This window comes from Halomonas campaniensis, assembly GCF_014193375.1.
Lineage (GTDB): Bacteria > Pseudomonadota > Gammaproteobacteria > Pseudomonadales > Halomonadaceae > Halomonas > Halomonas campaniensis.
This window is the reverse complement of sequence record NZ_JACHZF010000019.1, coordinates 41,613-67,643: the sequence shown is the minus strand read 5'-3', so window position 1 is coordinate 67,643 and position 26,031 is coordinate 41,613. Positions and strand designations below refer to the sequence as shown.

24 protein-coding genes and 1 tRNA gene are annotated in these 26,031 nt (G+C 68.4%); 15 read left to right on the top strand and 10 right to left on the bottom strand.

Annotation, left to right across the window (positions count from 1 at the left end; all coding sequences use genetic code 11):
• Nucleotides 1-39: 39 nt before the first annotated feature.
• The 6 genes from BDK63_RS13440 to BDK63_RS13415 all read right to left on the bottom strand — a co-directional run bounded on the left by BDK63_RS13440 (nucleotide 40) and on the right by BDK63_RS13415 (nucleotide 4,821).
• Nucleotides 40-324: a YeaC family protein gene (locus tag BDK63_RS13440; RefSeq protein WP_183332808.1), complete on the bottom strand. Its 285-nt coding sequence runs from the start codon at nucleotides 322-324 to the stop codon at nucleotides 40-42.
• A gap of 28 nt (nucleotides 325-352) precedes the next feature.
• Nucleotides 353-1,213 (bottom strand): rhomboid family intramembrane serine protease, encoded by an 861-nt coding sequence (locus tag BDK63_RS13435; protein WP_183332806.1) that lies wholly within the window; start codon nucleotides 1,211-1,213, stop codon nucleotides 353-355.
• A 166-nt stretch (nucleotides 1,214-1,379) separates the two neighbouring features.
• Nucleotides 1,380-2,381: a metallophosphoesterase gene (locus tag BDK63_RS13430; protein ID WP_183332834.1), complete on the bottom strand. Its 1,002-nt coding sequence runs from the start codon at nucleotides 2,379-2,381 to the stop codon at nucleotides 1,380-1,382.
• Nucleotides 2,382-2,385: 4 nt separating this feature from the next.
• Nucleotides 2,386-3,303 carry an NAD(+) kinase gene (locus tag BDK63_RS13425; protein ID WP_183332804.1) on the bottom strand — a complete coding sequence of 306 codons (918 nt, stop codon included), beginning with the start codon at nucleotides 3,301-3,303 and terminating at the stop codon, nucleotides 2,386-2,388.
• Between the two features lie 63 nt (nucleotides 3,304-3,366).
• The gene (locus tag BDK63_RS13420; RefSeq protein WP_183332802.1) at nucleotides 3,367-4,236 is read right to left on the bottom strand and encodes a carboxylate/amino acid/amine transporter; all 870 of its coding nucleotides are present in this window, start codon (nucleotides 4,234-4,236) and stop codon (nucleotides 3,367-3,369) included.
• A 78-nt stretch (nucleotides 4,237-4,314) separates the two neighbouring features.
• A complete protein-coding gene (locus tag BDK63_RS13415) occupies nucleotides 4,315-4,821 on the bottom strand; it encodes a YqaE/Pmp3 family membrane protein (protein ID WP_183332800.1) in 507 nt (168 codons plus the stop codon).
• 200 nt (nucleotides 4,822-5,021) lie between these two features.
• On the opposite strand from BDK63_RS13415, the gene BDK63_RS13410 reads away from it, so the two are divergent.
• The 6 genes from BDK63_RS13410 to putP (BDK63_RS13385) all read left to right on the top strand — a co-directional run bounded on the left by BDK63_RS13410 (nucleotide 5,022) and on the right by putP (BDK63_RS13385) (nucleotide 12,121).
• A complete protein-coding gene (locus BDK63_RS13410; protein ID WP_183332798.1) occupies nucleotides 5,022-5,429 on the top strand; it encodes a CBS domain-containing protein in 408 nt (135 codons plus the stop codon).
• 367 nt (nucleotides 5,430-5,796) lie between these two features.
• A tRNA-Gly gene (locus BDK63_RS13405) sits at nucleotides 5,797-5,870 on the top strand.
• A gap of 78 nt (nucleotides 5,871-5,948) precedes the next feature.
• Nucleotides 5,949-6,323 (top strand): hypothetical protein, encoded by a 375-nt coding sequence (locus BDK63_RS13400; protein ID WP_183332796.1) that lies wholly within the window; start codon nucleotides 5,949-5,951, stop codon nucleotides 6,321-6,323.
• Between the two features lie 58 nt (nucleotides 6,324-6,381).
• Nucleotides 6,382-7,179: an AraC family transcriptional regulator gene (locus tag BDK63_RS13395; RefSeq protein WP_183332794.1), complete on the top strand. Its 798-nt coding sequence runs from the start codon at nucleotides 6,382-6,384 to the stop codon at nucleotides 7,177-7,179.
• 228 nt (nucleotides 7,180-7,407) lie between these two features.
• Entirely contained in the window at nucleotides 7,408-10,599 is a 3,192-nt protein-coding gene (gene putA, locus BDK63_RS13390; protein WP_183332792.1) for a bifunctional proline dehydrogenase/L-glutamate gamma-semialdehyde dehydrogenase PutA, read from the top strand.
• A 43-nt stretch (nucleotides 10,600-10,642) separates the two neighbouring features.
• A complete protein-coding gene (gene putP, locus BDK63_RS13385; protein ID WP_183332790.1) occupies nucleotides 10,643-12,121 on the top strand; it encodes a sodium/proline symporter PutP in 1,479 nt (492 codons plus the stop codon).
• 97 nt (nucleotides 12,122-12,218) lie between these two features.
• On the opposite strand, the gene BDK63_RS13380 is transcribed toward putP (BDK63_RS13385), so the two are convergent.
• Nucleotides 12,219-12,515, bottom strand: coding sequence for a hypothetical protein (locus tag BDK63_RS13380; RefSeq protein WP_183332788.1), 297 nt, complete (start codon nucleotides 12,513-12,515; stop codon nucleotides 12,219-12,221).
• 299 nt (nucleotides 12,516-12,814) lie between these two features.
• On the opposite strand from BDK63_RS13380, the gene BDK63_RS13375 reads away from it, so the two are divergent.
• The 5 genes from BDK63_RS13375 (at nucleotide 12,815) to putA (BDK63_RS13355) (ending at nucleotide 21,003) form a co-directional block, all read left to right on the top strand.
• Nucleotides 12,815-13,429, top strand: coding sequence for an OmpW/AlkL family protein (locus tag BDK63_RS13375; protein ID WP_183332786.1), 615 nt, complete (start codon nucleotides 12,815-12,817; stop codon nucleotides 13,427-13,429).
• A 207-nt stretch (nucleotides 13,430-13,636) separates the two neighbouring features.
• Nucleotides 13,637-14,230: an OmpW/AlkL family protein gene (locus BDK63_RS13370; RefSeq protein ID WP_183332784.1), complete on the top strand. Its 594-nt coding sequence runs from the start codon at nucleotides 13,637-13,639 to the stop codon at nucleotides 14,228-14,230.
• 246 nt (nucleotides 14,231-14,476) lie between these two features.
• The gene (locus BDK63_RS13365) at nucleotides 14,477-15,139 is read left to right on the top strand and encodes an OmpW/AlkL family protein (RefSeq protein ID WP_183332782.1); all 663 of its coding nucleotides are present in this window, start codon (nucleotides 14,477-14,479) and stop codon (nucleotides 15,137-15,139) included.
• 606 nt (nucleotides 15,140-15,745) lie between these two features.
• Nucleotides 15,746-17,236: a sodium/proline symporter PutP gene (putP, locus tag BDK63_RS13360; protein WP_183332780.1), complete on the top strand. Its 1,491-nt coding sequence runs from the start codon at nucleotides 15,746-15,748 to the stop codon at nucleotides 17,234-17,236.
• Between the two features lie 101 nt (nucleotides 17,237-17,337).
• Nucleotides 17,338-21,003, top strand: a complete 3,666-nt coding sequence (gene putA / locus BDK63_RS13355; protein WP_183332778.1) for a bifunctional proline dehydrogenase/L-glutamate gamma-semialdehyde dehydrogenase PutA — start codon at nucleotides 17,338-17,340, stop codon at nucleotides 21,001-21,003.
• A 51-nt stretch (nucleotides 21,004-21,054) separates the two neighbouring features.
• Here putA (BDK63_RS13355) and BDK63_RS13350 read toward each other — a convergent pair whose 3' ends face one another.
• Nucleotides 21,055-21,387, bottom strand: coding sequence for a YqcC family protein (locus BDK63_RS13350; RefSeq protein ID WP_183332776.1), 333 nt, complete (start codon nucleotides 21,385-21,387; stop codon nucleotides 21,055-21,057).
• A 295-nt stretch (nucleotides 21,388-21,682) separates the two neighbouring features.
• Here BDK63_RS13350 and BDK63_RS13345 point away from each other — a divergent pair, with 295 nt between their 5' ends.
• From BDK63_RS13345 to BDK63_RS13330, 4 genes are all read left to right on the top strand, one after another.
• Nucleotides 21,683-22,729 carry a DUF3549 family protein gene (locus BDK63_RS13345; protein WP_183332774.1) on the top strand — a complete coding sequence of 349 codons (1,047 nt, stop codon included), beginning with the start codon at nucleotides 21,683-21,685 and terminating at the stop codon, nucleotides 22,727-22,729.
• Nucleotides 22,730-22,731: 2 nt separating this feature from the next.
• Nucleotides 22,732-23,169, top strand: a complete 438-nt coding sequence (locus BDK63_RS13340; protein ID WP_183332772.1) for an ATP-dependent zinc protease family protein — start codon at nucleotides 22,732-22,734, stop codon at nucleotides 23,167-23,169.
• A gap of 27 nt (nucleotides 23,170-23,196) precedes the next feature.
• Nucleotides 23,197-24,105: a 30S ribosomal protein S6--L-glutamate ligase gene (rimK, locus tag BDK63_RS13335; protein WP_183332770.1), complete on the top strand. Its 909-nt coding sequence runs from the start codon at nucleotides 23,197-23,199 to the stop codon at nucleotides 24,103-24,105.
• A 113-nt stretch (nucleotides 24,106-24,218) separates the two neighbouring features.
• Nucleotides 24,219-24,665, top strand: coding sequence for a hypothetical protein (locus tag BDK63_RS13330; protein WP_183332768.1), 447 nt, complete (start codon nucleotides 24,219-24,221; stop codon nucleotides 24,663-24,665).
• Between the two features lie 15 nt (nucleotides 24,666-24,680).
• Here the strand turns inward: BDK63_RS13330 and BDK63_RS13325 are convergent, their stop codons facing one another.
• Together BDK63_RS13325 and sufT are read right to left on the bottom strand one after the other, a co-directional pair.
• Nucleotides 24,681-25,403: a SanA/YdcF family protein gene (locus BDK63_RS13325; RefSeq protein ID WP_183332766.1), complete on the bottom strand. Its 723-nt coding sequence runs from the start codon at nucleotides 25,401-25,403 to the stop codon at nucleotides 24,681-24,683.
• A gap of 33 nt (nucleotides 25,404-25,436) precedes the next feature.
• Nucleotides 25,437-26,009 (bottom strand): putative Fe-S cluster assembly protein SufT, encoded by a 573-nt coding sequence (gene sufT / locus BDK63_RS13320; protein WP_183332764.1) that lies wholly within the window; start codon nucleotides 26,007-26,009, stop codon nucleotides 25,437-25,439.
• Nucleotides 26,010-26,031: the final 22 nt, after the last annotated feature.

The window sequence follows — 26,031 nt, the reverse complement described above, 5'->3', positions numbered from 1 at the left end:
GTCAGGCAGCCCTGGACCTCGGCGGCCGAGGCGATCGACTCAGTCACGGCTGGCGTCCTTGGCCAGGCCGGCCAGCGCCGGGTCGACATTGGCACCGCTGCTGGCCCCGCCGCAGGTGCGCCGCTCCAGGTAGCCCACCCGCTCGCTCTCCGGCACGTGGTTCTCCACCTCGTAGCGCATCACCGCCTCGAGACAGAGCTCGGTCTGCTCGCGGGTCAGCATCCGGCCGTCGGGCCACTTGCGCAGGGCCACGGCCTGCTTGAGGCTGTCGTAGATGGCCGGGGTCATCTGCTGGATCATGCGCTCGAAGGTCATATCGCTCATGGTTCGTCTCTCGATGGTGATGGCAAGCTCAGCGCTGCCGGCGTGCTCGCCCGGAATGGTACCAGCCCAGCAGCAGGCCCACGACCAGCCCGCCCAGGTGCGCCTCGTTGGCCACGTTGCCGAAGCCCACGGCCCCGGCCATGTCGGTCATGGTGAAGACCATCCAGCCGAGCATGAAGGCCACCAGCATCTGGGGCACGAAGAAGCCGCTTCCCGGGGCTCGACGCGACATCAGCCAGACGTAGCCGAGCAGGGCGAAGTCGACGCCCGACATGCCGCCGAACAGCACGGTGCCGGCGGCATACTGGGCCAGGTTGGCGCCGATGCCGGCAGCCAGCAGGATCGTCAGCATGCGCCCGCTGCCCTGCAGCGCCTCGACCTGGCGGCCGAAGTACCAGAGCCACAGCATGTTGAAGATCAGATGCATCCAGCCGAAGTGCAGGAAGGCCGGCGACAGCAGCCGCCAGACCTGGCCGGAGGCCACCGCCTCGGTCAGGCTGCCCACGGCGAGGCTGCCGTTGACCACGCCCAGCGGCACGATGGCCAGGGCCGCGATCACCCGATCGCCCAGCACCGCCATCACGGCGAACACCAGCAGGCATAAACCCAGGGTGATCGCGGTGACCGGCGCCTGGCGCAGCGGGCCGAGCAGCGAGGCCGCACCGGCCGCCGGATGCGTCGCGGCGGGCCTCCCCTCGGGCATCAGCGGCTCGCCACGCTGCCAGCGGGCCACCAGCTGCAGCAGGGCGTCGTGCTGGGCCGGGTCGGCCAGCCACAGCATCTGCCCCTCCTCCTCCTCGGTGATCCGGTGGCCGATGCGGTGCGCCCAGAGGGCACGCCGCAGCTCACCGGTATCGGCCTCGCGGGGCAGCAGGATCACCCGGTACATGGCACCTCCCGAGCCCCGCAGGGCGTGGCAAGCGGACACAAAGAAAAAGTCCGGCGGAGGGGGCCGCCGGACAAGAGCAAGGGATCATTCAAGGGAACACCTACTCTGATGACGGACACGGCCAGGAGTTCACGGCAGCGGGAAAGTTTTTTGGTAATCTTTTGTATCAATCGAGGTCGATCTCCCAGGGCCGTGGACGGGTCTGCTCCTCGCGGGGCACACGCAGCCAGACGAAGTGGTCGGCGTCCAGGCGCCGTTCGCCGCTCCAGCGGTAGGCCACCAGGCGCCCGAACTTGACGGCGCTGTAGTCCAGGCAGGCCACGTTGGGCGCCGGCAGGGCCGGCACCCCCTCGCACCAGTAGTGGCCGATGAACAGCGGCGGCTCGTCGAGCCCGTAGTGGCTGAGCCGGGCGCGCTCCTCGTCGGTCAGCGTCCGCAGCTCCAGGTCGCCGGGCAGGTTGTCCGGCTGGAACACCACGTCACCCCAGGTCTCCGGTTCCCTGGCCCAGAAGTGGGCCCGGAAGCTGCGCCGGGTGAAACCGTCGCCGGAGTGGATCTCGGTGCCGGTGGGCAGCGGGATATGGGTGCCGCGGGTCAGGCGATCGAGGATCTCGAAGGCACGCGTGCCCGGCGCCGTGGACTCCACCAGGAACGCCTCGTCCATGCAGCCATTCGGCCGGCGGCTGAGCAAGTCGTCGATCAGCGCCTGGTCCCAGCAGGCGTGCACCACCCGCAGGCCGTCGCGCTCCAGGCAGAGCGGAATGTCGAGGAACCAGGCCAGCGCCTCCTCCCACTCCTGGGGATGGTCGCGATACTGCTCCAGGGTCTCCTTGATGATGCGGTTGTGGCGCGGGGTATGCTCGCGCAGCCACTCGCGCCCCAGGCCCGAGGGCGCCCGGTGGCAGTAGGCCAGGGCGTTGTACTCGTGGTTGCCCATGACGATATGGGCCTCGCCCTCCTCCACCATGCGCCGGGCGATCTGCACCGCCAGGCGGATGCGCGGGCCACGGTCGATCAGGTCGCCGAGGAAGATCACGCGACGCCGGGGATGGCGATAGACGCCGCCGCGCTGGTGATAGCCGAGCTTCTCCAGCAGGGCCGCCAGGGTGGCGCCACAGCCGTGCACGTCGCCGATCAGGTCGTACCCTTCGAGCTTCGCCTGCGTTATCACATCAGTCTCCCAGGCGGTTGCTCCAGCCCAGCTTGCTGCGCAGGACCTCGAAGAAGTTGTGGCCGAGCGGGTGCACCAGCTGCACGCGCTGGGGCTTGCGGCGGATCACCAGCACGTCGTCGGGCTTGGCCACCGCGCGGGTCTGGCCGTCGCAGCTGATATGGGGATAGGTCTGGTTGGTCTCGCCGATGTGGATACGGATCTCGCTGGCGGCATCGATGACGATGGGCCGGCTGGAGAGGGTATGGGGAAACATCGGCACCAGGGTCACCACGTCGAGCTTCGGGTGCATGATGGGGCCACCGCCGGAGAGCGAGTAGGCGGTGGAACCGGTGGGCGTGGCGATGATCAGCCCGTCGCTGCGCTGGCTGTAGACGAACTGGTCGTCGATGAACAGCTCGAACTCGATCATGCGCACCGCCTTGCCGGGGTGCAGCACCACCTCGTTGAGGGCATCACCACTGCCCATCAGGGTGCCGTCGCGATAGAGCTCGGCGTCGAGCAGGAAGCGCTCCTCCACCTCGTAGCACCCCTCGAGCACCTCGCCCACGCGGGCCTCGAGCTCGTCCGGCGAGATGTCGGTGAGGAACCCCAGGCGGCCACGATTCACGCCCAGCACCAGGGTGCCGCTGTGGCAGAGGGACCGGGCGGCGCCGAGCAGGCTGCCGTCGCCGCCGACCACGATCACCAGGTCGCACAGCTGGCCCAGCATGCGGCGGCTGGCCTCGGGATGGCCATGGTCGAGGAGCACCGTGGCGGTGCGATCCTCGATGATGACGTGATAGCCACGCCCGTCCAGAAAGCGAATCAGCCGCTTGAGGGTCTCGACCACCTTGGCGCTGCCCAGGCGGCCGATCAGACCGATACTGCGGAAGGACGCCTTGTCGCGCCCCGTCGGGGAACTCTGTTCGGATGGCATGCACGGGCCTCTCGCATCGCAGCGGCCCATTATGGCGACTGCCCCGCGCCCCGGCAAACCGGCTCAGGCGGCCGGGAGGGCGCGCCGCTTGAGCCACCACTCGTTGAGCCAGAGCGACCCGGCGATGATCGCCCCGCCCAGCGCCAGCCGGGCGAGGTCGGCGTCGCGGTTCCAGATCACCAGGTTGACCAGCAGGCCGGCGGGGATCAGGGCATTGTTCATGATCGCCAGGGCCCCGGCGTCGACCCGGGTGGCGCCCAGGTTCCACAGGAAGTAGCCCACCCCGGAGGCCACCAGCCCCAGCCACAGCAGCACGCCCCACTGCACCCCGGTGGTGGGCAGGGCAGTGGCGTTGCCGAGCAGGGCGAAGGCCGGCAGGGCGACGACCAGCGCCCCCAGGTAGAACCAGGCGAAGACGCTGTGGCGCGGCAGCGAGTCGGGCAGCTCCGCGGAGAGGCGCCGATAGCCCACCTGGCCCAGGGCGAAGCAGAGGTTGGCGCCCTGCACCACCAAAAAGCCGAGCAGGAAGCCGCTGTCGAGGCCATCGTAGCGGATCACCGCGGCACCCAGCACGGCCAGCGCCGCGGTGAGCAGGTAGAAGGGGGTGAAGCGGCCGAACAGGGCGTCGTCGAGCAGGGTGATGTAGAGTGGCGTGAAGATGGTGAAGAGCAGTACCTCGGGTACCGAGAGCAGCAGGAAGGACTGGTAGAAGAAGATGTACATCAGCCCCAGCTGAACCGCCCCGAGCCCCATCAGGATCAGGCGCTGGCGGCCACGCAGCAGCCCGGGCCGCAGGAAGGGCAGGAAGACCAGGGCCGCCAGGGCGACGCGCATCGCCACGGCGAAGTAGCTGTCCACCTGGCCGGCCAGGTAGACGCCGATCAGCGAGAACGAGAAGGCCCACAGCACGGTAACGCCGACGAGATAGCCCACGGTAAACTCCAGAACATGGCTTGGTTTACCGTGATTATACGCGTCGGGCGTCGCGTGCCAAGAGACGCGCGCAAGCGATCAGCGCAGCGGGCGGCGCACCCAGCGCAGGGCGTGGAGCACGCCGGGCAGCCAGCCGAGCAGCGTCAGCAGCAGGCTGAGCCCGATCCGCGAGGCGCCCCCGTGCGACAGGCCCACCGCCAGGGGCGGCATCAGGACCGCCAGCGCCACCATGGCGCCCACCGGCTCCGCTGGCGCCCGTTCCACACCAGGACGAGCCTCGTCCGCGCCCTCGCCGGGGGTGAACGCCTGCACCGCCTCATCTCCGCGGCGCGCCTCGCTGGCCTGGTGCTCCAGAAACCGCCGGTGCGCCTCATGGTCGATCTTCTGCTGGAGCTCCTCGGCGCCCTCGGCCAGTTCGTCGTGGTGGCGCTCCCAGTCCTCCCAGTCGTGGGGGGTGCCGGCGCGGGGCCGATGGTCCCCCGCTTCCCGGGCGCGCGACCAGGCCTTCTCCTCCAGGGTGGTGGGGCGCTCGCTGTCGCGCTCCCCGCTCAACCCCTTCCTGGCCAGGTACTCTCGGGCATCCATGGCTGACCTCTCTCGATGAAATGATGGCTCGATGACATGATGGCAGGATGCCACATTGGAGCTCCCATCCGACTCCGGGTTCCGAACGGACCGGCAAGGCGGCAGCGGCCGCGAAACGTTGGAAGAACACGACCTCGGAGAGACGGCTGCGTGACAGGAGTCGTCTATGCTGAACTCGAACCGGCACAAGGAGACACGCCATGCCCAACAAGGCCCCCACCACCGTTCGCGAGATCATGTCCCGTGACTGCTACCGGGTCACCGGCAAGACCTCGGTGTCCACGCTGGCCGAAGGCCTGGCCCTGCACCGCCTCCCGGGGGTTCCGGTGGTCGACGAACGCGACCACCTGATCGGCTTCATCTCCGAGCAGGACGTGCTGGGCAAGGTCCTGGAGAGCTCCTACCTCAACGAGGAGCCGCCCCTGGTGCGGGAGCTGATGCGCAACGAGGTGCTCTCGGTCCCGCCCACCAAGAGCATCACCGACCTGGCCCAGGAGATGCTGGGCAGCAAACCGAAGGTCTATCCGGTGGTCGAGCAGGAACGCCTGGTGGGCATCGTGACCCGCCGTGACGTGCTGAGTGCCGTCTTGCGCATGCGCCGCACCTGACCCGCACCCCTACCGATCACGAGGGCCCCTCCGGCTTGGCCGGAGGGGCCCTCGGCGTCTGTCCCATGGGCCCAACGGGCGCACAAAAGAAAGCCGCCTCGGGAAGCGAAGCGGCCAAGCATCGATCGAAACTGCAAGCCAGAACAACAGTGTTAGCGACTGCTATCGCGCTGTTGCCTGTGCTACTTCAGACAGTGCTGCGAGGAAAAGTTCGGGACCGGCGACAAATTTCTTGTCGGCGTCGCCGCCGGCCGCCGAGCACCACCCACAACACACTGCAAAAACAGCAAGTTGCACTGAAAACACGAAAAAGGTCCAGCCGCGGCTTGCATGGCTAAGCGATTGGTTTTACTATCGATTCCGCCCAGCGGGTGTAGCTCAATGGTAGAGCAGAAGCTTCCCAAGCTTAAGACGAGGGTTCGATTCCCTTCACCCGCTCCACGTTTCTCCCGTCATTCCATTCACTTGAAACGTGGGTTCAGACAATGGCTCTGAACCGGTTTGAGCTTCCGGTTGCCCATGGCCCTCTTCCTGCTCGTCTTCGCCGTCTGCCTGCTGATCTTCGGTGGCATGGTGGCCATCCTGCTGTTATCCGGCACGCCCCGCTACCGCACCGAACCGCGCCGGCTGCTCGAGCTCATCGAGCAGGCGCTGGAAAGCCGCGTGGACGAGACCGAGTGGAACACCATCGTCGGCTACCCGATCCGCCACGACGACACCCTGGACGACATCAGGCGCCGTGCCCTGCGGCTGATGGACGAACACGGCAATCATGGCCGTGTCGCCCGCGGCAAGCCACTGCTCGATCCTGAAGGCCAGGAGGAGCTCCGGGCCCTTCGCGACCACCTCGCCCGCCATATCCGTCTCAGAGAGCGTCAACGCAACGTGGAATGAACGGGCGCCGTCATCCGCGCTAGACTATCCGGCTCATGCCGACTGAACGGGGCCCGCCATGTCGAGTGCCATCCGCCAGATCCCCCTCGATACCGCCACCCAGCACCACGCCCACGACTACCACCAGATCGTGATCGGCCTGCGCGGGCAGGCCGAGTTCGAGATCGAGGGGCTCGGCGGCTCGATCTCGGCCCTGTCTGGCTGCATCGTGCCCGCCAACCATGTCCACTACTACGCGGGGACCGGGGAGAACCGCCAGCTGATCCTCGACCTCCCCGCCCAGGCGCCCTCCCTGACCGGCTTCCACCACGAACTGGCGCGACTCTTCGATGCCCCGCGCTTCTTCACCCTGGACGACCCGCTCAAGCGCTACCTGGACTTCCTGCTCCACGAGCTGGCCGCCTCCCCGACGCCGGCCAGCGCCAGCCAGTACGAGCGGCTGGCCGCCACCCTGCTCGGCTGCCTGCATGCCCGCCTGGCCGGCTCCCCCGATCCGGCACATCGCCGCCTGGACCTGAAGAGGCTCGACCGCTTCATCGAGGACCATCTCCCGAGCCGCCTCAGCGTCGGCGACCTGGCCCGGGAGGCCTGCCTGAGCGAGGCCCACTTCCGCCATCGCTTCCGCGAGCAGACCGGCCTCACGCCCTGGCAGTACGTGCGCCGCAAGCGCCTCGAGGCGGCACGTCGGCTGCTCGGCGAGAGCCGCCTGCCGCTCTCCGAGGTTGCCGCCCTGACCGGCTTCGCCAACCAGAGTGCGCTGTCACACGCCTGCCGCCAGGCCTTCGGCCACCCGCCGAGCCAGATCCGGCGCGCGGCCTTCCCGCCCGCCGGCCAGGTCACCCGGGCTCGCCGCTGAGACAAGGGCCGTCGCAGGCACTGCCTCCAACATCTTTCTAGACGAAAGTCTAACTCCGCGATCAACCTGCCGCCCCTTTCCGCGGAATCGACAACTATTCCCGCGGAATCGACAAGCACCCCCACCCTTCGGCTCCTAGAGTCTTGTCCATGGCCGCGCCTGTGGGCGCCACTTGCCTGCCGCGTCCGCGGCGGGCGGCCACCTGACGATACGACCAGGGAACCCTTCATGCTCGATGCCAACAACATGCTGGATGCCGCCACCTGGCAGCAGGACCTCGACACCCTCTTCGCCCGCATCAGCGACCACTACGTGGTCGACGAGGAGGACTTCGTCGCCGAACTGATCAAGGTGCTGAGCGCCGACTCACGCGACTTCCAGCGCATCGCCGGCAAGACCGCCGAGCTGGTCCGCGAGGTGCGCGAGATGGATACCGCCGTGGACTCCATCGACGAGCTGCTGCAGCAGTACAGCCTCGACACCCACGAGGGACTGATGCTGATGTGCCTCGCCGAGGCCATGCTGCGCATTCCCGACACGGCCACCGCCGATGCGCTGATCGAGGACAAGCTCGGCCCCGCCGACTGGAAGTCCCACCTCGGCCAGAGCGAGTCCTGGTTCGTCAACGCCTCCACCTGGGGCCTGCTGATGACCGGCCGGGTGATCAACCTGGACCACCCGAAGGATGGCCGGCCGGCCAGCTTCATCAACAGGCTGGTCAACCGCCTGGGGGAGCCGGTGATCCGGCGCGCCATGCGCGAAGCCATGAAGGTGATGGGCAAGCAGTTCGTGCTGGGCCGTGATATCGACGAGGCCCTCAAGCGCTCCCGGCCGCTGTTCGACAAGGGCTACACCTACTCCTACGACATGCTCGGCGAGGCGGCGCGCACCCGCAAGGACGCGGCCAAGTACTTCGACGACTATGCCCGGGCCATCGAGCGGGTGGGCAGGACCAGCAAGGCGCTCTCCGCGAAGACGCCGGCGCCCTCGGTCTCCATCAAGCTCTCGGCCCTGCACCCGCGCTACGAGTTCGGGCGGCGCGAGCAGGTGCTGCACGAGCTGGTCGACAGCGTGAAGAAGCTCGGCGCCATGGCCCGCGAGCGCGACGTGGCCCTGACCATCGATGCCGAGGAGGTCGACCGCCTGGAGATCTCCCTGGAGGTGTTCCGTGCGGTCTACGAGAGCGACATCGGCAAGGGCTGGGGCCACTTCGGGCTGGTGGTGCAGGCCTACTCCAAGCGCGCCCTGCCGGTGCTCCACTACCTCAACCGGCTGGCCGAGGCGCAAGGCGACGAGATCCCGCTGCGCCTGGTCAAGGGCGCCTACTGGGACAGCGAGATCAAGGAGTCCCAGCAGCTCGGCGTCGACGGCTATCCGGTCTACACCCGCAAGGCCAGCACCGACGTGGCCTACCTGGTGTGCGCGCGCTTCCTGCTCTCGGATGCCACCCGCGGTCGCATCTTCCCGCAGTTCGCCACCCACAACGCCCATACCATCAGCACCATCCTGGAGCTGGCCAACGACGCCTCCCGCCCGTTCGAGTTCCAGCGCCTGCACGGCATGGGCGAGGCGCTCTACGATGCGGCCCTGACCCGGGCCCCGCAGGGCACCTACTGCCGCATCTACGCGCCCGTGGGCGCCCACAAGGACCTGCTTCCCTACCTGGTCCGCCGGCTGCTCGAGAACGGCGCCAACTCGTCGTTTGTGCACCAGCTGGTGGACCCCGACGTGCCGGTGGAGTCGCTCTGCGTGCACCCGGCCGAGACGCTCAGGGAGTATCGGACCTACGCCAACCCGCGCATCCCGCTGCCCCGCGACATCTTCGGCCCCGGCCGACCGAACTCCCGCGGCGTGAACCTCAACGTGCGCAGCCAGTACCAGCCGCTGATGGAGGCGATGGCCGCCACCATGGAGAAGGAGCACCGGGTGGGTCCGCTGCTGGCCTTCGAGGTGGCCGACGACCCGACCAGCCAGCATGAGGTCGCCAGCCCCTATGACCGCCGCCGGAAGGTGGGCACGGTGCAGTGGACCAGCGCCGAGCAGGCCGCCCGCGCAGTGGATGCCGCCTGGGCCGCCTTCCCGCGCTGGGAGGGCACGCCGGTGGCCGAACGCGCCGCCATCGTCCGCCGCCTGGGCGACCTGATGGAAACCCACATGGCGGAGCTGATGACGCTCTGCTCCCGGGAGGGCGGCAAGCTGCTCACCGACGGCGTCGACGAGATCAAGGAGGCGGTGGACTTCTGTCGCTACTACGCCATGAAGGCCGAGGAGCTGTTCGGCAAACCGATGCCCCTGCCCGGCCCCACCGGCGAATCCAACCAGCTGATGCTCGCCGGCAAGGGCGTCTTTGCGGCGATCAGCCCCTGGAACTTCCCGGTGGCGATCTTCTGCGGCCAGGTGGTGGCCGCCGCCGTCGCCGGCAACACCGTGCTGGCCAAGCCCGCCGAGCAGACCTCCATCGTGGCCCACCGGGTGATCGAGCTGCTCCATGAGGCCGGCATGCCCAGGGACGTGGTCCAGCTGCTGCCCGGCGATGGGCCCACCGTGGGCAGCGTGCTGACCAGCGATCCGCGCATCACCGGCGTGGTCTTCACCGGCGGCACCGACACGGCGCAGATCATCAACCGCGCCCTGGCCGCCCGCGAGGGAGCCGCCCTGCCGACGCTGATCGCCGAGACCGGCGGCATGAACGCCATGATCGTCGACTCCACCGCCCTGCCGGAGCAGGTGGTCGCCGATGTCATCCAGTCCGCCTTCCAGAGTGCCGGCCAGCGCTGCTCGGCGCTGCGGGTGCTCTACCTCCAGGAGGACGTGGCCGACCGGGTCATCGAGATCCTCGACGGCGCCATGAACGAGCTGCGCGTGGCCGACCCCCGCGACCTGGGCACCGACGTCGGCCCGGTGATCGACGAGGACGCCCGCCGCGGGCTCTCCGCGCACATCGAGAAGCTCAAGGCCGAGGGTCGCCTGGTGGCCGAGACCCGCCTGGACCCGGCCCTGACCGGCGACGGCACCTTCATCGCCCCGGTGGCCTTCGAGATCGACGGCATCGAGGCGCTGGAACGGGAGCAGTTCGGCCCGATCCTGCACATCGTGCGCTACCGGGCCAGCGAGATCGACCGGGTGATCGAGTCGATCAACGGCCGGGGCTATGGCCTGACCTTTGGCGTGCATAGCCGCAACGAATCCTTCGCCGATGAAATAGCGCAGAAGATTCGCGTTGGCAACGTGTACGTCAACCGCAATATCATCGGCGCCGTCGTGGGCGTACAGCCCTTCGGCGGCCAGGGCCTCTCCGGAACCGGACCCAAGGCCGGCGGACCGCACTACCTGCTGCGCTTCGCCACGGAAAAGACGGTGACCGTCAATACCGCCGCACTGGGCGGCAACGCGTCACTGCTTGCGCTGGGAGACGAGTGAGCCCCGCTCGTCTGTAACGACAATAAACTGAAGGAACCCCCTCATGGTTCAGAACAACATGGCCATCGGCTTCACCTTCGTGGTGTACCTGGCACTGATGCTCGGCATCGGCATCGTCGCCTACAAGCGCACCACCAACCTCTCCGACTACATCCTCGGCGGCCGCTCGCTCGGCCCCTGGACCTCGGCGATCTCCGCCGGCGCCTCCGACATGTCCGGCTGGCTGCTGCTCGGCCTGCCCGGCGCGGCCTACGTCAGCGGCATCTCGGCCAGCTGGATCGCCGTGGGCCTGCTGGTCGGCACCTGGCTGAACTGGCTGGTCGTGGCGCGCCGCCTGCGCCTCTACAGCTTCAAGGTCAGTGACGCCCTGACCCTGCCGGAGTACTTCGCCAACCGCTTCCAGGACAAGTCGCATCTGCTGCGGGTGATCTCGGCGATCTTCATCCTGATGTTCTTCCTCTTCTACACCAGCTCGGGCCTCGTGGCCGGCGGACGGCTGTTCGAGACCGTGTTCGGCTTCGACTACCGCATCGCCGTCACCATCGGCACCCTGACCATCATCATGTATACCTTCATCGGCGGCTTCCTCGCGGTCTCCTGGACCGACCTGATCCAGGGCCTGATGATGGCGGCGGCCCTGGCCATCGTGCCGATCATCGCCTTCAGCGACCTGGGCGGCGCGAGCGGCGCCGGCGCGGCGCTCGCCGCCGAGAGCGACTACATGCTCGCCTGGTTCCGGGATGCCTCCACCGGAGAGGCGCTGTCGGTCATCGGCATCGTCAGCTCCCTGGCCTGGGGCCTGGGCTACTTCGGGCAGCCGCACATCCTGGCGCGCTTCGCCGCCATCCGCAGCGACCGCGACATCCCCGCCGCCCGCCGCATCGCGGTGAGCTGGACCGCCATCGCCCTGATCAGCTCGGTCGCCGTGGGCCTGCTCGGCGTGGGCTTCGTGCAGCGCGACCTGGCCGACGGCGAGACCGTGTTCATGGTGATGGTCAACCTGATCTTCCACCCGGTGATCGCCGGCATCCTGCTGGCCGCCATCCTGGCCGCCATCATGTCCACCGCCGACTCCCAGCTGCTGGTCTCCTCCTCGGCGCTGACCGACGACTTCTACAAGGCGATCTTCCGCAAGGACGCCAGCCAGACCGAGCTGGTATGGGTGGGCCGCTTCGCGGTGATCGGCATCGCCGTCCTGGCCTACCTGCTGGCGCTCAACCCCGACGCCACGGTGCTCGACCTCGTCGCCTACGCCTGGGCCGGCTTCGGTGCCGCCTTCGGCCCGGCGCTGATCATGTCGCTCTACTGGCGCCGCATGAACAAGTGGGGCGCCCTGGCCGGCATCGTGGTGGGCGGCATCACCGTGGTGGTATGGGCCGAGCTCTCCGGCGGGCTGTTCGATCTCTACGAGATCGTGCCGGGGGTGATCTTCGCCTACATCGCCATCGTGGTGGCGAGCCTGGCCACCGAGGAGCCGACGGACGCCATCACCGCCGACTTCGACACCTTCGACCAGGCCTGACCGACCGGACGGGGCACCGTCCCGCCCCATCGCGCTGACGCAGGAAGCCGCCCCTCGGGGCGGCTTCCTGCATGTCGGCCTCGGCATACGCGGGGCGTCATGTCATCGCGGCGCGCACCAGCAGCACCAGGGTGAACAGCACCAGCGCCGCCAGGCTCCAGGGGGGCGAGGTGGCCCGGCGCTGCCAGTGGCGCCGCGGCACCAGCCCCAGCGGGCGCATGAAGGCCGCGCCCAGCGACCAGGCGCCCAGCAGGATCACCGGCAGGCGCAGCGGCATCGCCAGGCCACTGACCAGCTGCGGCTGCAGCAGCAGCCAGACCGCCAGGCCGGCGGCGACCAGCAGGGGAACGGCCTCGCGCCACGCCGGGTGCCGGAGGGACATCTCGCGTCTCATCTGCGCTCTCCTTGTCAGGTCTCTTCAGTCAAGACGATTCCCGCCGTTCTCGCGAGCCCCGACGCTGCGCCGCGTCAAGTGTTGTACAAGCCCGATGCCCGACAACGGGGCCGAACGCCCCCAAAGGGCCCGCGCCTGCCCATGGCCGCGAGTCATGGGCGGCTATGGGCGCCATCGAAAAACTTTACAGGACTTTTGCAAACATCGTTTCTATAGTCATACTTGTACAGGAATGCAGGACCTCAGGCACGACGCTGCCGCCCAGAACGACGACCAAGCTCGACGAGAGGAACGACCCGATGAAAAGAACCAATCTCCTGACCGTCACCGCCATCGCCGCCGGCTGTGCCATGGCCAGCCAGATGGCCCTGGCCTACAGCGCCGGGGATATCTTCGTTCGCGGCGGCATCGCCCAGACCGACGTCAAGTCCAACAATGGCGACCTGACGGCCGACAACCTGCGCCTGGATGTCTCCGACGAGCGGGGCCTCTACTACGGCGTAGGGTACCTCCTGACCGACAGGCTGGGCATCGAGCTCAGCGGCCAGGAGAAGGTCGAACATGACCTCACCCTCGCTGGAGGCCCCATCGGCAGCGTCGATCGGATGCCGATCAACCTGATGGTCAACTACTACCCCATGGGCGGCATGGATTCCCGGGTCCAGCCCTACGTGGGCGCCGGCCTCAACTACACCCGCTTCTCCGGCGAGGAGCTCGAGGGACTGGACGTCCGCCGCAGCTATGGAGCCATCGGCCAGCTGGGCGTGGACCTGGCCGTGGCCCAGGGCCTGATGCTCAACGGCTTCGTCAGCTACGCCGACGTCTCCGCCGACGTGCGCCTGGGCGGTACCGACATCGGCGAGGCCAAGATTGACCCCATGACCATCGGCGGCGGCATCACCTACCGCTTCTGATCACTCCCGCCTATCCTGGCGCCGGGCTCCTGCCCGGCGCCTTCGTGTCCGCTCCCTCCCCTGCGCGCCCGCGGAAAAGAACTTTCACAATTGTTGACCACTCGTGACGAGACATTTGGAAACAGTGTTTCGTATAATACCTTGGTCACAGGATGCCGGACGCTCCGGCAACGCGACTTCGCGTGAAGCAACAGGGAGGATCCCCATATGCGCACCACTCGACTGATCACCGCGGCCGCCATCGCCGCCAGCTGCGCCTTCGCAAGCCAGGCCGCCCTGGCCTACAGCGCCGGCGACACCTTCGTGCGTGGCGGCTTCGCCAAGTCCGATACCCGCTCCGACAACGGCGTGCTCGACGGCGTCAGCAGCGGCGAGACCGGCTTCACCCTCGGCGCCGGCTACCTGTTCCACGACAAGGTCGGCGTGGAGCTCAACGGCTCCGAGAAGATCGAGCATGAGTTCTCTGCGGGTGCTCTGGGCGGCACCATCGACCGGATGCCGGTCAACCTGCTGGTCAACTACTACCCCATGGGCGGCCTGGACTCCCGCGTGCAGCCCTACGTGGGCGCCGGCCTCAACTACACCCGCTTCTCCGGCGAGCCGGAAGGCGTGGACGCCCGTCGCAGCTACGGCGCCGTGGGCCAGGTGGGCGTGGACCTCGCCATCACCGACAACCTGATGCTCAACGGCTTCGCCAACTACGCCGACGTCGACTCGCGTATCTCCGTCGGCGGCGAGCGCATCGGCACCGCCAAGATCGACCCGATGACCATCGGCGGTGGCGTGACCCTGCGCTTCTGATCCGCGCAGCGCAACGTCTGCGGTAATCCGCCGTCACGAAGGACGCCGCCGGGCCCAGCCCGGCGGCGTCCTTTTTTGTCTCCTTCTTGTATCGCTATTTCCGGGCTCCCGCCCTTGTGCGTTGCAACATCACTTGACCGACGTCAAGAAAGTTCCCGGGCAGCTTGATTAAACTTCCCGTCACCCTGGCAGGCCAGGGACTGGCTAGACCACAACGCTGAACCCGGAACCTCAAGGAGCCGCCCCATGCGCAAGCACCTCCCCACCCTGCTGGCCGCCGGCCTGGCCGCCGCCGCCTTTACCACCAGCACCCAGGCCCTGGCCTACGGCGCCGGCGACTTCTTTACCCGCCTGGGCGTGGCCAAGGTGGCCCCCAAGAGTGATAACGGCAATCTGGACCTCAGCCCGCTGCTGGGTGATGGCGTCATCGTAGGTACCAATGTCGACGACGATACCCGCTTCGCCTTTACCCTGGGCTATCGCTTCCACGACAAGATCGGCGTCGAGCTGCTGGCCGCCGAGCAGTTCAAGCACAGTTTCACCCTGGGTGACGGTGCAGCGTCTGGCTCCACCAAGCATCTGCCGCCGACCCTGACCGTGCAGTACTACCCGCTGGGCGGCACCGCGGCCAGCGTGCAGCCCTACGTCGGCGTGGGCGTCAACTACACCCGCTTCTCTGATGAAGAAGTCTCGCTGGCTAACGGCACGGCCCTGAACCTGGAGCTGGATGACTCCTGGGGCGCCGCCGGCCAGGTGGGCGTCGACCTGCTGATCAACGACAACTGGGCGCTCAACGCCGCCGCCTGGTATCTCGATATCGACACCGATGCCAAGGTTGAAGGTGTCGGCGTCGGCAAGGTCGAGATCGACCCCTGGGTGGTGATGGGCGGTATCAGCTACCGCTTCTGATCCCCCCTTCGCGCCACGACGAGGCCCGCCACCGGCGGGCCTCGTTGCGTTGGCAGGCGCAAAGGCGGTACCGGCATGTGGGCCGCCCGCCCCATCCTCTGGCCCTAGGCACCGTCCACACAGCGTGAAATGCTGCGGCCTCTCGATACGCGCTAGTATCAGTACTACATTTTTCATGAAAGGGGGCTCGACATGTCGAGCGCTACCCGCCGGATCGCCGCAACGGGATCATGCCACCAGACGCCCTCCTCCCTGGCCGGCCTGCCCCATCGGCCGGCCCCTTCGATGCCTCTACCCTGCTTCCCCCTGCACGAGCCGACGTGACCCGGCTCGACTGCTACGCTTTTCATCGACGCCTTTAAACTGAGCAAGAACCCGGCCAATCCGGCAGCACCGAAGGCATCCCATCCCACAACGCCCTGAACCAGGGACGAGCGACAGGAGGCAAGCATCGAGCAGTAACCCCTGGCGTGACAGGCGGCAGCGCCCCGTTGCGCATGACGAAAGCGAAGTGACAACAATAAACGCGCGCCGCTACCGGACTCCCAACGGTAGATGCGTTATCCGGCCGGAGCCCGCTCCGGCCCAATGAACTGGAGGTATTTCATGGCTACTGGAGTCTGGATAAGCCTGTTTGGCTACTTTGCGCTGATGATCGCCATCGGCGTCTATGCCATGCGCAAGTCCACGTCCTCGTCCGAGGACTACATGCTGGGTGGCCGCGCCCTCAGCCCCCAGGTGGCGGCCCTGTCGGCCGGGGCCTCGGACATGAGCGGCTGGCTGCTGCTGGGCCTGCCCGGGGCGCTGTTCGTTTCCGGCCTGGGCTCGGCCTGGATCGGTATCGGCCTGCTCGTGGGCGCGTTCTTCAACTGGACCCTGGTCGCACCTCGCCTCCGTGAACAGACGGTTCACTACGGCAACGCCATCACCATCCCGGAGTTCCTGGCCAACCGCTTCCCGACCCGGGCGCTCTCCCTGCGCACGGTATCGGCCGTGGTGATCGTCATCTTCTTCGCGGTCTACACGGCCTCCGGTCTGGTGGCCGGCGGCAAGCTGTTCGAGAGCGCGTTCTCGGGCATCTACAACTTCGGTGGCATGAGCGACTATGCCATGGGCGTGGTGATCACCCTGGGCGTGGTGCTGATCTATACCGTCGTCGGCGGCTTCCTGGCCGTGAGCCTGACGGACTTCGTGCAGGGCTGCATCATGATGCTGGCGCTGGTGATCATGCCGGCGGTGGTGCTCTTCGGTGAAGGCGGCGGCGGCTTCGCCCAGGCGTCCGAGACCCTGAATAGCGTTGATACCACGCTGCTGTCATGGACGGCGGGACTGACCTTCGTCGGCTGGCTCTCGGCGGTCACCTGGGGGCTGGGATATTTCGGGCAGCCACACATCATCGTGCGCTTCATGGCCATCCGCTCCCTCAAGGATGTGCCCGTTGCCCGCAACATCGGCATGAGCTGGATGGCGATCTCCCTGATCGGCGCGATCTCCCTGGGGATATTCGGCCGCGCCTATGCGGTGCGCAACGGCCTGGATGTCCAGGACCCGGAGACCATCTTCATCATCCTGGCGAACCTGCTGTTCCACCCGCTGGTCACGGGCTTCCTCTATGCGGCCCTGCTGGCCGCGATCATGAGCACCATCTCCAGTCAGCTGCTGGTGTCGTCCTCCTCCCTCACCGAGGACTTCTATCGCCTGTTCCTGCGCAAGGAGGCCAGCGATAAGGAGACCGTGGCGGTTGGCCGGGTCTGCGTGGTGCTCGTCGGCCTGGTGGCCGCCGTCATCGCCTCCGACGAGAACTCCCAGGTGCTGGGACTGGTCAGTAACGCCTGGGCCGGCTTCGGTGCGGCGTTCGGCCCGCTGATCATCCTGTCGCTGATGTGGCCGCGCACCAACGGGGCCGGCGCGATTGCCGGCATGGTGGTGGGTGCCGCCACCGTCATGATCTGGATCTCGCTGGGCTGGAACGGCTCCTTCATGGGCGGACCCGGCGTCTACGAGATCATTCCCGGCTTCATCGCGGCCATGATCGCCATCGTGGTGGTGAGCAGAGCCACCGCCGATGCCGGCGAATACCAGCACATCACTCGCTAACAGAGCGCGCAACACGCCATCAACGTGATGAAAGGGGTCCTGCGGGAGCCCTTTCCGGCGTCGCCTCGACGCGGCGTGTCGGAACCCCAGGGAGTTCGAGCATGAACAAAGCAGACCTTCACCCCCATGACGCCATCAGCGAATCCCGTGCGCGCATCCGCGCCCGCTATGCGGCCGACGAGGCCAAGGTGCTGGATGAACTCGTCGGACAGCTCCGGCTGTCGGAGGAAGAGCGCCGCCGGGTCGCCGACGCCGGTGCGAAATACGTCGAACGGGTGCGCAAGGAAAAGAAGCCGTCGATGATGGAGTCGTTCCTGGCCGAGTACGGGCTCTCCACCGCCGAGGGCGTGGGTCTCATGTGCCTGGCCGAGGCGCTCCTGCGCGTGCCCGACGCGGAGACCATCGACGACCTGATCCACGACAAGATCGAGCCCTCCGACTGGGGCGCCCACCTGGGCAAGTCCTCGTCGTCCATGGTCAACGCCTCCACCTGGGCCCTGCTGCTGACCGGCAAGGTGCTGGACGAGGATCCCAAGGGCCCGGTGCGGGCCCTGCGCGGCCTGGTGCGCCGCATGGGCGAGCCGGTGGTGCGCACCGCGGTGGGCCAGTCCATGAAGATCCTCGGCCGCCAGTTCGTGCTCGGCCAGACCATCGAGGAGGGCATGAAGAATGCACGCGAGCTCGAGAAGCAGGGCTACACCTACTCCTACGACATGCTGGGCGAGGCGGCCCGCACCGACGCCGACGCCCGTCGCTACCACGCGGCCTATGCCAAGGCGATCACCGCCATCGCCAAGCAGGCCAAGGGCGACGTGCGCGGCAGCCCCGGCATCTCGGTGAAGCTCTCGGCGCTGCATCCGCGCTATGAATACACCCACCGCGACACGGTGATGGCCGAGCTCCTGCCACGCGCGCAGGAACTGGTGCGGCAGGCGGCCAAGGCCAATATCGGCTTCAATATCGACGCCGAGGAGCAGGACCGGCTGGACCTCTCCCTGGATGTGATCGAGGCGCTGATGGCCGACCCCAGCCTCGAGGACTGGGACGGCTTCGGGGTCGTGGTGCAGGCCTACGGGCGTCGCGCCGGGCCGGTGATCGAGGCGCTCTACGACCTCGCCGAGCGGCACGACCGCCGGATCATGGTGCGGCTGGTCAAGGGGGCCTACTGGGATACGGAGATCAAGCTCTCCCAGGAGATGGGGGTCGAGACCTTCCCGGTGTTCACCCGCAAGATCAACACCGACGTCAGCTACATGGCCTGCGCCCAGATGCTGCTCGACCGGCGCGACCGCATCTACCCGCAGTTCGCGACCCACAACGCCCACACCTGTGCCGCGGTGGTCGCCATGGCGGGCGACGACAAGGACAGCTACGAGTTCCAGCGCCTGCACGGCATGGGCGAGTCGCTGCACCAGATCGTCAAGGATGCCGAAGGCACCCACTGCCGCATCTACGCCCCGGTGGGCGCCCACCGCGACCTGCTGGCCTACCTGGTACGCCGCCTGCTGGAGAACGGGGCCAACTCCTCCTTCGTGAACCAGGTGGTGGACGCCTCGATTCCCCCGAGCGAGGTCTCGAAGGACCCGGTGGCCGGGATGCAGCAGCTGGGCGAGGCCATCTCGAGCCCGCTGATCCGCCAGCCCGGCGAGCTGTTCGCCCCCGAGCGCCGAAACTCCAGGGGCTACCGGATCAACGAGCCGGCCTCGATCCTGCCGCTGCTCGAGGCGCGGGAGGGCTTCGCCGACACCACCTGGACCGCCGGCCCGATGCTGGCGGGCAGCCCGGCTCCCCGTGGCGAGGCCCGCGATGTCGTCTCCCCCGCCGACACCTCCCGGGTGGTCGGCCAGGTGCATGAGGCGACGCCGGAGGAGGTCGCGACCGCCCTCGACGCCGCAGAGGAGGGCTTCCGCGACTGGTCGGCGCGGCCGGCGGCGGAGCGGGCCGAGGTGCTGCGCCGCACCGCCGATCTCTACGAGGAGCACATCGCCGAGCTGACCGTGATCACCACCCGCGAGGCGGGCAAGATGATGTTCGACGGCATCGCCGAGGTGCGCGAGGCGGTGGACTTCCTGCGCTACTACGCCAACGAGGGCGAACGGCTGGAGGCGGAGGAGCCCGGCAGCGCCCGCGGCATCTTCGTCTGCATCAGCCCGTGGAACTTCCCGCTGGCCATCTTCACCGGCCAGATCGCCGCCGCCCTGGCGGCCGGCAACGCGGTGCTCGCCAAGCCCGCCGAGCAGACGCCGCTGATCGCCGCCCGCGCCATCGAGCTGATGCGCGAGGCCGGACTGCCCGAGGCGGCCCTGCAGCTGCTGCCCGGCGACGGGCCGACGGTGGGCGGGCCACTGACCAGCGATCCGCGCATCGCCGGGGTCTGCTTCACCGGCTCGACCCCGGTGGCGCAGATCATCCACCAGGCCCTGGCGCAGAATGCCGGCCCCGACGCGGTGCTGATCGCCGAGACCGGCGGCCTGAATGCGATGATCGTCGACTCCACGGCGCTGACCGAGCAGGCGGTGCGCGACATCCTGATCTCCTCCTTCCAGTCGGCCGGCCAGCGCTGTTCGGCGCTCAGGATGCTCTACGTCCAGGAGGAGGCGCGGGACCGCCTGCTCGACATGCTCGACGGCGCCATGGACGCGCTCAGCATCGGCGACCCGTGGAACACCGACACCGACGTCTCGCCGGTGATCGACGCCGAGGCCCAGACCGAGATCGGCGACTATGTGACGGCCCGGCAGAAGGCCGGCAAGGTGATCAAGACGCTGCCGGTGCCGGATGTCGGCACCTTCGTCACCCCGGCGGTGGTCGAGGTCGGGGGCATCGAGGACCTCGAGCGCGAGATCTTCGGCCCGGTCCTGCACGTGGCCACCTTCAAGGCGCGGGACATCGACAGGGTGGTCGACGCGATCAACGACCGGGGATACGGCCTGACCTTCGGCCTGCACACCCGGATCGACGACCGCGTGCAGCAGATCGTCGAGCGGCTCCATGTGGGCAACATCTACGTCAACCGCAACCAGATCGGCGCCATCGTCGGCTCCCAGCCCTTCGGCGGCGAGGGGCTCTCGGGCACCGGGCCCAAGGCCGGCGGGCCGCTCTATGTCACCCGCTTCCGCCGCACCGCCGATGCCGAGCAGCACGAGGCGCCGACGGGGAAGACCGTGCCCCTGGGCGATCTCCAGGCGGCCCTGGACGGCCTGGACGCGCGCAACTGGGCGGCGCGACCCGACCGGGTGGAGGTGCTGCGCAAGGCGCTGTCGGGGAAGCGTGGCGTGATTCGCAAAGCGCTGGCCGAGGCCGCGGCCCTGGACATGACGCCCCAGACGCTGCCGGGGCCCACCGGGGAGAGCAACCGCCTGGCGATGTATCCCAAGGGACCGGTGCTCTGCCTGGGGCCGACCCTGGAGATCGCCATCGCCCAGGCGGTGCAGGCCCTCGGCGCGGGCTGCGCGGCGGTGCTGGTCGTCCCGGGCGCTGCCCAGGCCGTGCAGCCGCTGGTCGAGGCCGGGGCCCCCGCCGCCGCCCTCGACGGCAGCCTCGAGGCCGAGACGCTGACCCGGGTCGAGGGCATCGCGGCCGTGGCTGCCGCGGGGGCCAGCGACTGGACCCGGGAGCTGCGCGTCGCGCTGGCCGGTCGCGAGGGCGCCATCGTGCCGCTCGAGACCCAGACCATCGCGCCCGAGCGCTACGTGGTGGAGCGCCACCTGTGCATCGACACCACCGCCGCCGGTGGCAACGCCAGCCTGCTGGCGACCGCCGAGTAGTCGACCCGGCCGGCCCGACAGGGCCGGCCCACCCCGCCGCTCACGTCCCGCTCAGTTTTCGGTGACCAGCCGGTCGACCGCCTCGACCGCCCGCTTCATCATCAGCCGTTCGCTGGCGCGCGCGCCCGACTGAGCCATCCAGGCCTCCACCGCGGGGGCCACCTCGCACTTCGCCGGCATCGGCGCCTGCACCTCCACCAGCGCTTCCAGACGCACGATGAACACGAAGCGCAGCCACTGGGGCAGCGACATGGTATCGGCGCAGAACGGTGCCACGCTGTCGAAGGCGGCGGGCTCGGGGCGCTCCATGCGCCACTGCCCGGTGGCACGCATGGTCGCCTCCAGCTCGCGCAGGGCGACCGCCAGCTCCTGGTGAACGCTCATTTCGGGTACCTCGGTGACATGTAGGGCCATTATCCCCGTTCGCCCGGGACCCGGCCACCCCGCACGCCCTGTCCACCGCCCGGGGGCCCCCTCCCGGGCGTCTTGTGCACAGTTCACAGTTTTCCTGAACGGGGCTGTGGATAATCTCTGGAAAGTCGCCTGCCGGCCAGGCATGACGGGGCCTTCGGCCCATCGATCATTTCCTGACCAGCGGCGTGGATCCCTGCGGACTCCTCCGCTGCTGACAGCGCTTGACCACCGCGGTAGAGTGCACGCTTCGAAAACGGGAGACGCCATGCAACCGATCCACAGCCTTCACGACTTCTTCGTTCGCAGCGGCGCCGAGGTGTGGCTCTACCACCTGGGACGACGCGTCGAACCTTGCAGCCTGGAGACCCTGGCGGCCTTCGAGCGTGGCGAGGCGCCCTGGCCGGCCCCCTGGCAGGGCCAGGCGCGCCTGGGCCTGGTGTTTCGCCTCGGCGACGTCCGCGATCCGCTGATCTGGTTCCTGGCGCTGCCGCTGGACGAGCAGGGCCAGCTGGTGGCGGCGCCCCGCGACGCCTTTGTCCAGCGACTGCTGGAGACCCTGGGGCGCAGCGTGGCCAGCGTCGGGCGCGAGGGAGGCGAGGCGGTGGAGAACCTGATGAAGGACAACCCGCTGGCCTTCACCCCCACCCTGCCCTTCCAGGCCGTGCTGCATGCCCGTGCCAGCCTTGACCTGGGCCAGCCGGCCAGCCAGCACCTGGAGCCGGTGGAGGCCTACCTGAGCGGCCAGCAGGCCATCGACTGGCAGGCCCTCGGCCTGCAGGGGCTGGCCGACTTCGTCGTGCGCATGGATGCCGAGCAGCGCCGCCAGCTGGCCGCTCGCCTGCCCGCGCTGCCTGGCGAAGTGCTCACCTCGCTGTGCTACTGTCTGGAGCATGTGGCCATCGATGACGCCCTGGCCCGCGCCCTGCGGGCGCGGGGCGAGGCAGACGCCGCGGCGGGAGACGTGGAGGCGTTCTGTGCCTGCGTGCGCGCCATGGGTGGCGCGGAGGCGGCAGCGGCCGGTGCCTGGTTCGACGCCCTGCTCGCCGACCCGGACGCCTGCGGCCCCGACCTGCTGGCGGCCATGGCGGGACGCGGCTGGCATCATCTGGAGGACGCCCGGCGCCTGCCGCGCTTCCTCACCCGCCTCGCGGAGTGCCGCAACGCCGACTTCATGAGCGTGGCCCGCGACCTGGCGCTGGTCCCGAGGCTGCGCCTGCCGGTGCTGATGGCGCTGCGCGAGGCGGCCCCGGACTCGGCCATCGGCCAGCGCCTGGCGGAACTGACACGGCAAACGGGGACACCGGAAGGATGACCATGAAAGAGCTGCCCTATACCCCCAAGGCGGTGATCGGCCGCCGCGAGATGATCGTGCTGCCGGAGATGCACCTCACGCTGTGTGCCAAGGCAGATACCGGCGCCCGCACCTCGGCGCTGCACGCCGAGGACATCGAGTCCTTCGAGGAGGACGGCCAGCTGTGGGTCAGCTTCACCACTCGCAGCGGGGGGCCGGACACCCCGCCCCATGTCTTCCGCATGCACCTGCATGACCGGCGCAAGGTGCGCAGCTCCAACGGGCAGGAGGAGTGGCGCTACGTGATCCGTACCCTGCTGCGCCTCGGTGACCTGGAGTACCCGGTCGAGCTCACGCTGACCGACCGCCGCGACATGCGCCACCCGATGCTGCTCGGCCGCCGCGCCCTGCGCCGCCTGCTGGTGGCCCCCGGCGCCGCCTTCCTGCACGGCGAACCCTGACCTCCACCGGCCATCCGGAGCCTTCCGATGCATATCGCGCTGCTGTCCCGCAACCGCAACCTCTACTCCACCCGCCGGCTGGTGGAGGCCGCCGAACAGCGCGGCCATACCGCCCGCGTGATCGACACCCTGCGCTGCTACATGAGCATCGCGGCCCATCATCCCTCCATCCACCTCAAGGGCGAGGAGCTCGAGCCCTTCGACGCGGTCATCCCGCGCATCGGCGCCTCGGTGACCTTCTACGGCTGCGCCGTGCTGCGCCAGTTCGAGATGATGGGCACCTACGTGCTCAACGACTCCGTGGCCATCACCCGCTCCCGGGACAAGCTGCGCTCCCTGCAGCTGCTCTCGCGCAAGGGCCTGGGGCTGCCGATCACCGGTTTCGCCCACTCCCCCGACGACATCCCAGACCTGATCACCATGGTCAAGGGCGCCCCGCTGGTCATCAAGCTGCTGGAGGGCACCCAGGGCATCGGCGTCGTGCTCGCCGAGACCAACCAGGCCGCCGAGTCGGTGATCCAGGCCTTCATGGGCATGAAGGCCAACATCATGGTGCAGGAGTACATCAAGGAGGCCCGCGGGGCCGATATCCGCTGCTTCGTGATCGGCGACAAGGTGGTGGCCTCCATGAAGCGCCAGGCCGCCGAGGGGGAGTTCCGCTCCAACCTGCACCGCGGCGGCACCGCCAGCGTCATCCGCATCACCCCCGAGGAGCGCTCCACGGCCATCCGTGCCGCCAAGGCGATGGGCCTGCGGGTGGCCGGCGTCGACCTGCTGCGCTCCAATCACGGGCCGGTGATCATGGAGGTCAACTCCTCGCCCGGGCTGCAGGGCATCGAGACGGCCACCGGCAAGGACATCGCCGGCCTGATCGTCGAGCATATCGAGAAGCACGCCGCTCCGAGCCGCAAGGCACCGCCTAAGCCCAAGGGGTAATTGCCAGGACGACCCGGGCCAGGCCCAATGGGGAGGAAATTTATTCCTCCCCGGGGGTAGCAAAACAGTGTTTCCCCCGCCACAATCTGCGTCACCGGAGGAGGTGACCGCTCATGTTTCTCGACAATCGCCAGGTGGCGATGGACAGCGTCCTGGAGGCGCTGGCCGACAGCATCGACTATTTCCAGGACAACCTGGAGCGCTTGCGCCCGTCCCTGCGCGACACCCTGAAGCCCCACTACGAGGCCCGGGACCGGTCGATGCACGAGCTGCAGGAGCTGGCCCGCCAGCATCTCAACATGCTGCCGCGCGACGCGGATGTGGAGCGCGATGACTACATGTGGCTGTGGAGCCGGCTGAAGAGCTTCGTCGGCAACGAGAGCCAGGTGGTGATCGGCGAGCTGCTCGAGCAGGAGCGCGTGCTGATGCAGGCGCTCTCCACCCTCTACACCCATCCCCTGCCCGAACCCATCGAGCCGGTCATCGAGGCGTGCTGGAAGGGCTGCCGCGGCCTGATCCGTGAGCTCTACGCCCTGCAGAAGCAGCGCCAGCGCCGCTGAGCCCTGCCCTCCCGCTCACCCGTCCCCGATTTCGGCCGTCCGCGGCTCGGGCGCCGGCGGTTCCCAGGTCCGCGGCGTGATCTCCAGCGGCTCCAGCGGGCCGAGGAAGTGGGGGGAGCGCCCCCACAGGTAGAGATCACCCAGGGTGGCCACCCGCGCCACCCACTCCCGGACCTGCAGTCGCCAGACCCCCGCCACCCGCTGGGCGGGCACCGCACAGCCGCTGGCCTCTACCCCCAGGGCATCGGCGATGAACAGCGCCCGCGGCAGGTGCCACGCCTGGGTGATCAGCAGCGCCCGCTCCACCCCGAACACCTCCCGGGCCCGGGCCAGGGTGTCGAAGGTGCTGAAGCCGGCGTAGTCGAGGGTCATGTCGTCGTCGGACACCGCGCGCCCCCGCAGGTCCCGCCACATGGTGATGGGCTCGTTGTAGAACCGGGTGCGATTGTCGCCGGAGAGCAGCAGGTGGTCGACGCGACCCAGGCGGACGAGGCGCGCCGAGGCGCTCATGCGGGCCTCGAAGTGGGGGTTGCGGACCCCGCTGCGCGTCCAGTGGGAGGTACCGAAGACGATCCCCACCTGCTCGGCACGGCACAGCGGCAGCTCGTGCTCGATGCGGGCGCGGGTCTGTCCCAGCACCCAGAGGTTGGCGACCACGAACAGCAGCGCGGCCAGGAGCGTGGCCGCCCCCAGCGTCATCAGCAGGCCCCGGAAGGCCGCCCACACCGTTCGCTTCATGGCACTCCCCAGGCCCCGCCGCGGGGGGTGGCGTCAGAACATGCCGAGCTCGAGCTTGGCCTCGTCGCTCATCATCTCACGACTCCAGGGCGGGTCGAAGACGATCTCGGTATGCACCTTGGCGATCTGGGGGGCGCCGAGGATCTTGTTGCGGGCGTCGGCGGCGATCACGTCGCCCATGCCGCATCCCGGCGCGGTGAGGGTCATGCGAATGGTAACGATGCGCTCGCCGGTGATCAGTCGCTCGATGCGACAGCCGTAGACCAGCCCCAGGTCGACGATGTTGACCGGGATCTCCGGATCGAAGCAGGTGCGCAGCTGGTCCCAGACGAACTGCTCGATCTCGTCCTCGGAGGCATTCTCGTCGAGGGTCGGCCGCGGCAGCGCCTCGAGCCCCAGGGCATCGAGGTTGGCACCCTCGATCAGGTAGAGGCGCCCCTCGTAGCCCACGCTCACCGTGCTGCCCTTGGCCTGCATCACGCTGACGATGCTGTCCTCGGCCAGGGTCACGGTCTTGCCGAAGGGAATGGAGATGGCCTCCACGTCGCGCTGCAACGGCAGCGTCTGGCCCTTCTGCAGGCGGGCAATCTGCTCGATTTCGCTCATGGCTCTCTCTCGTTCCGTGATC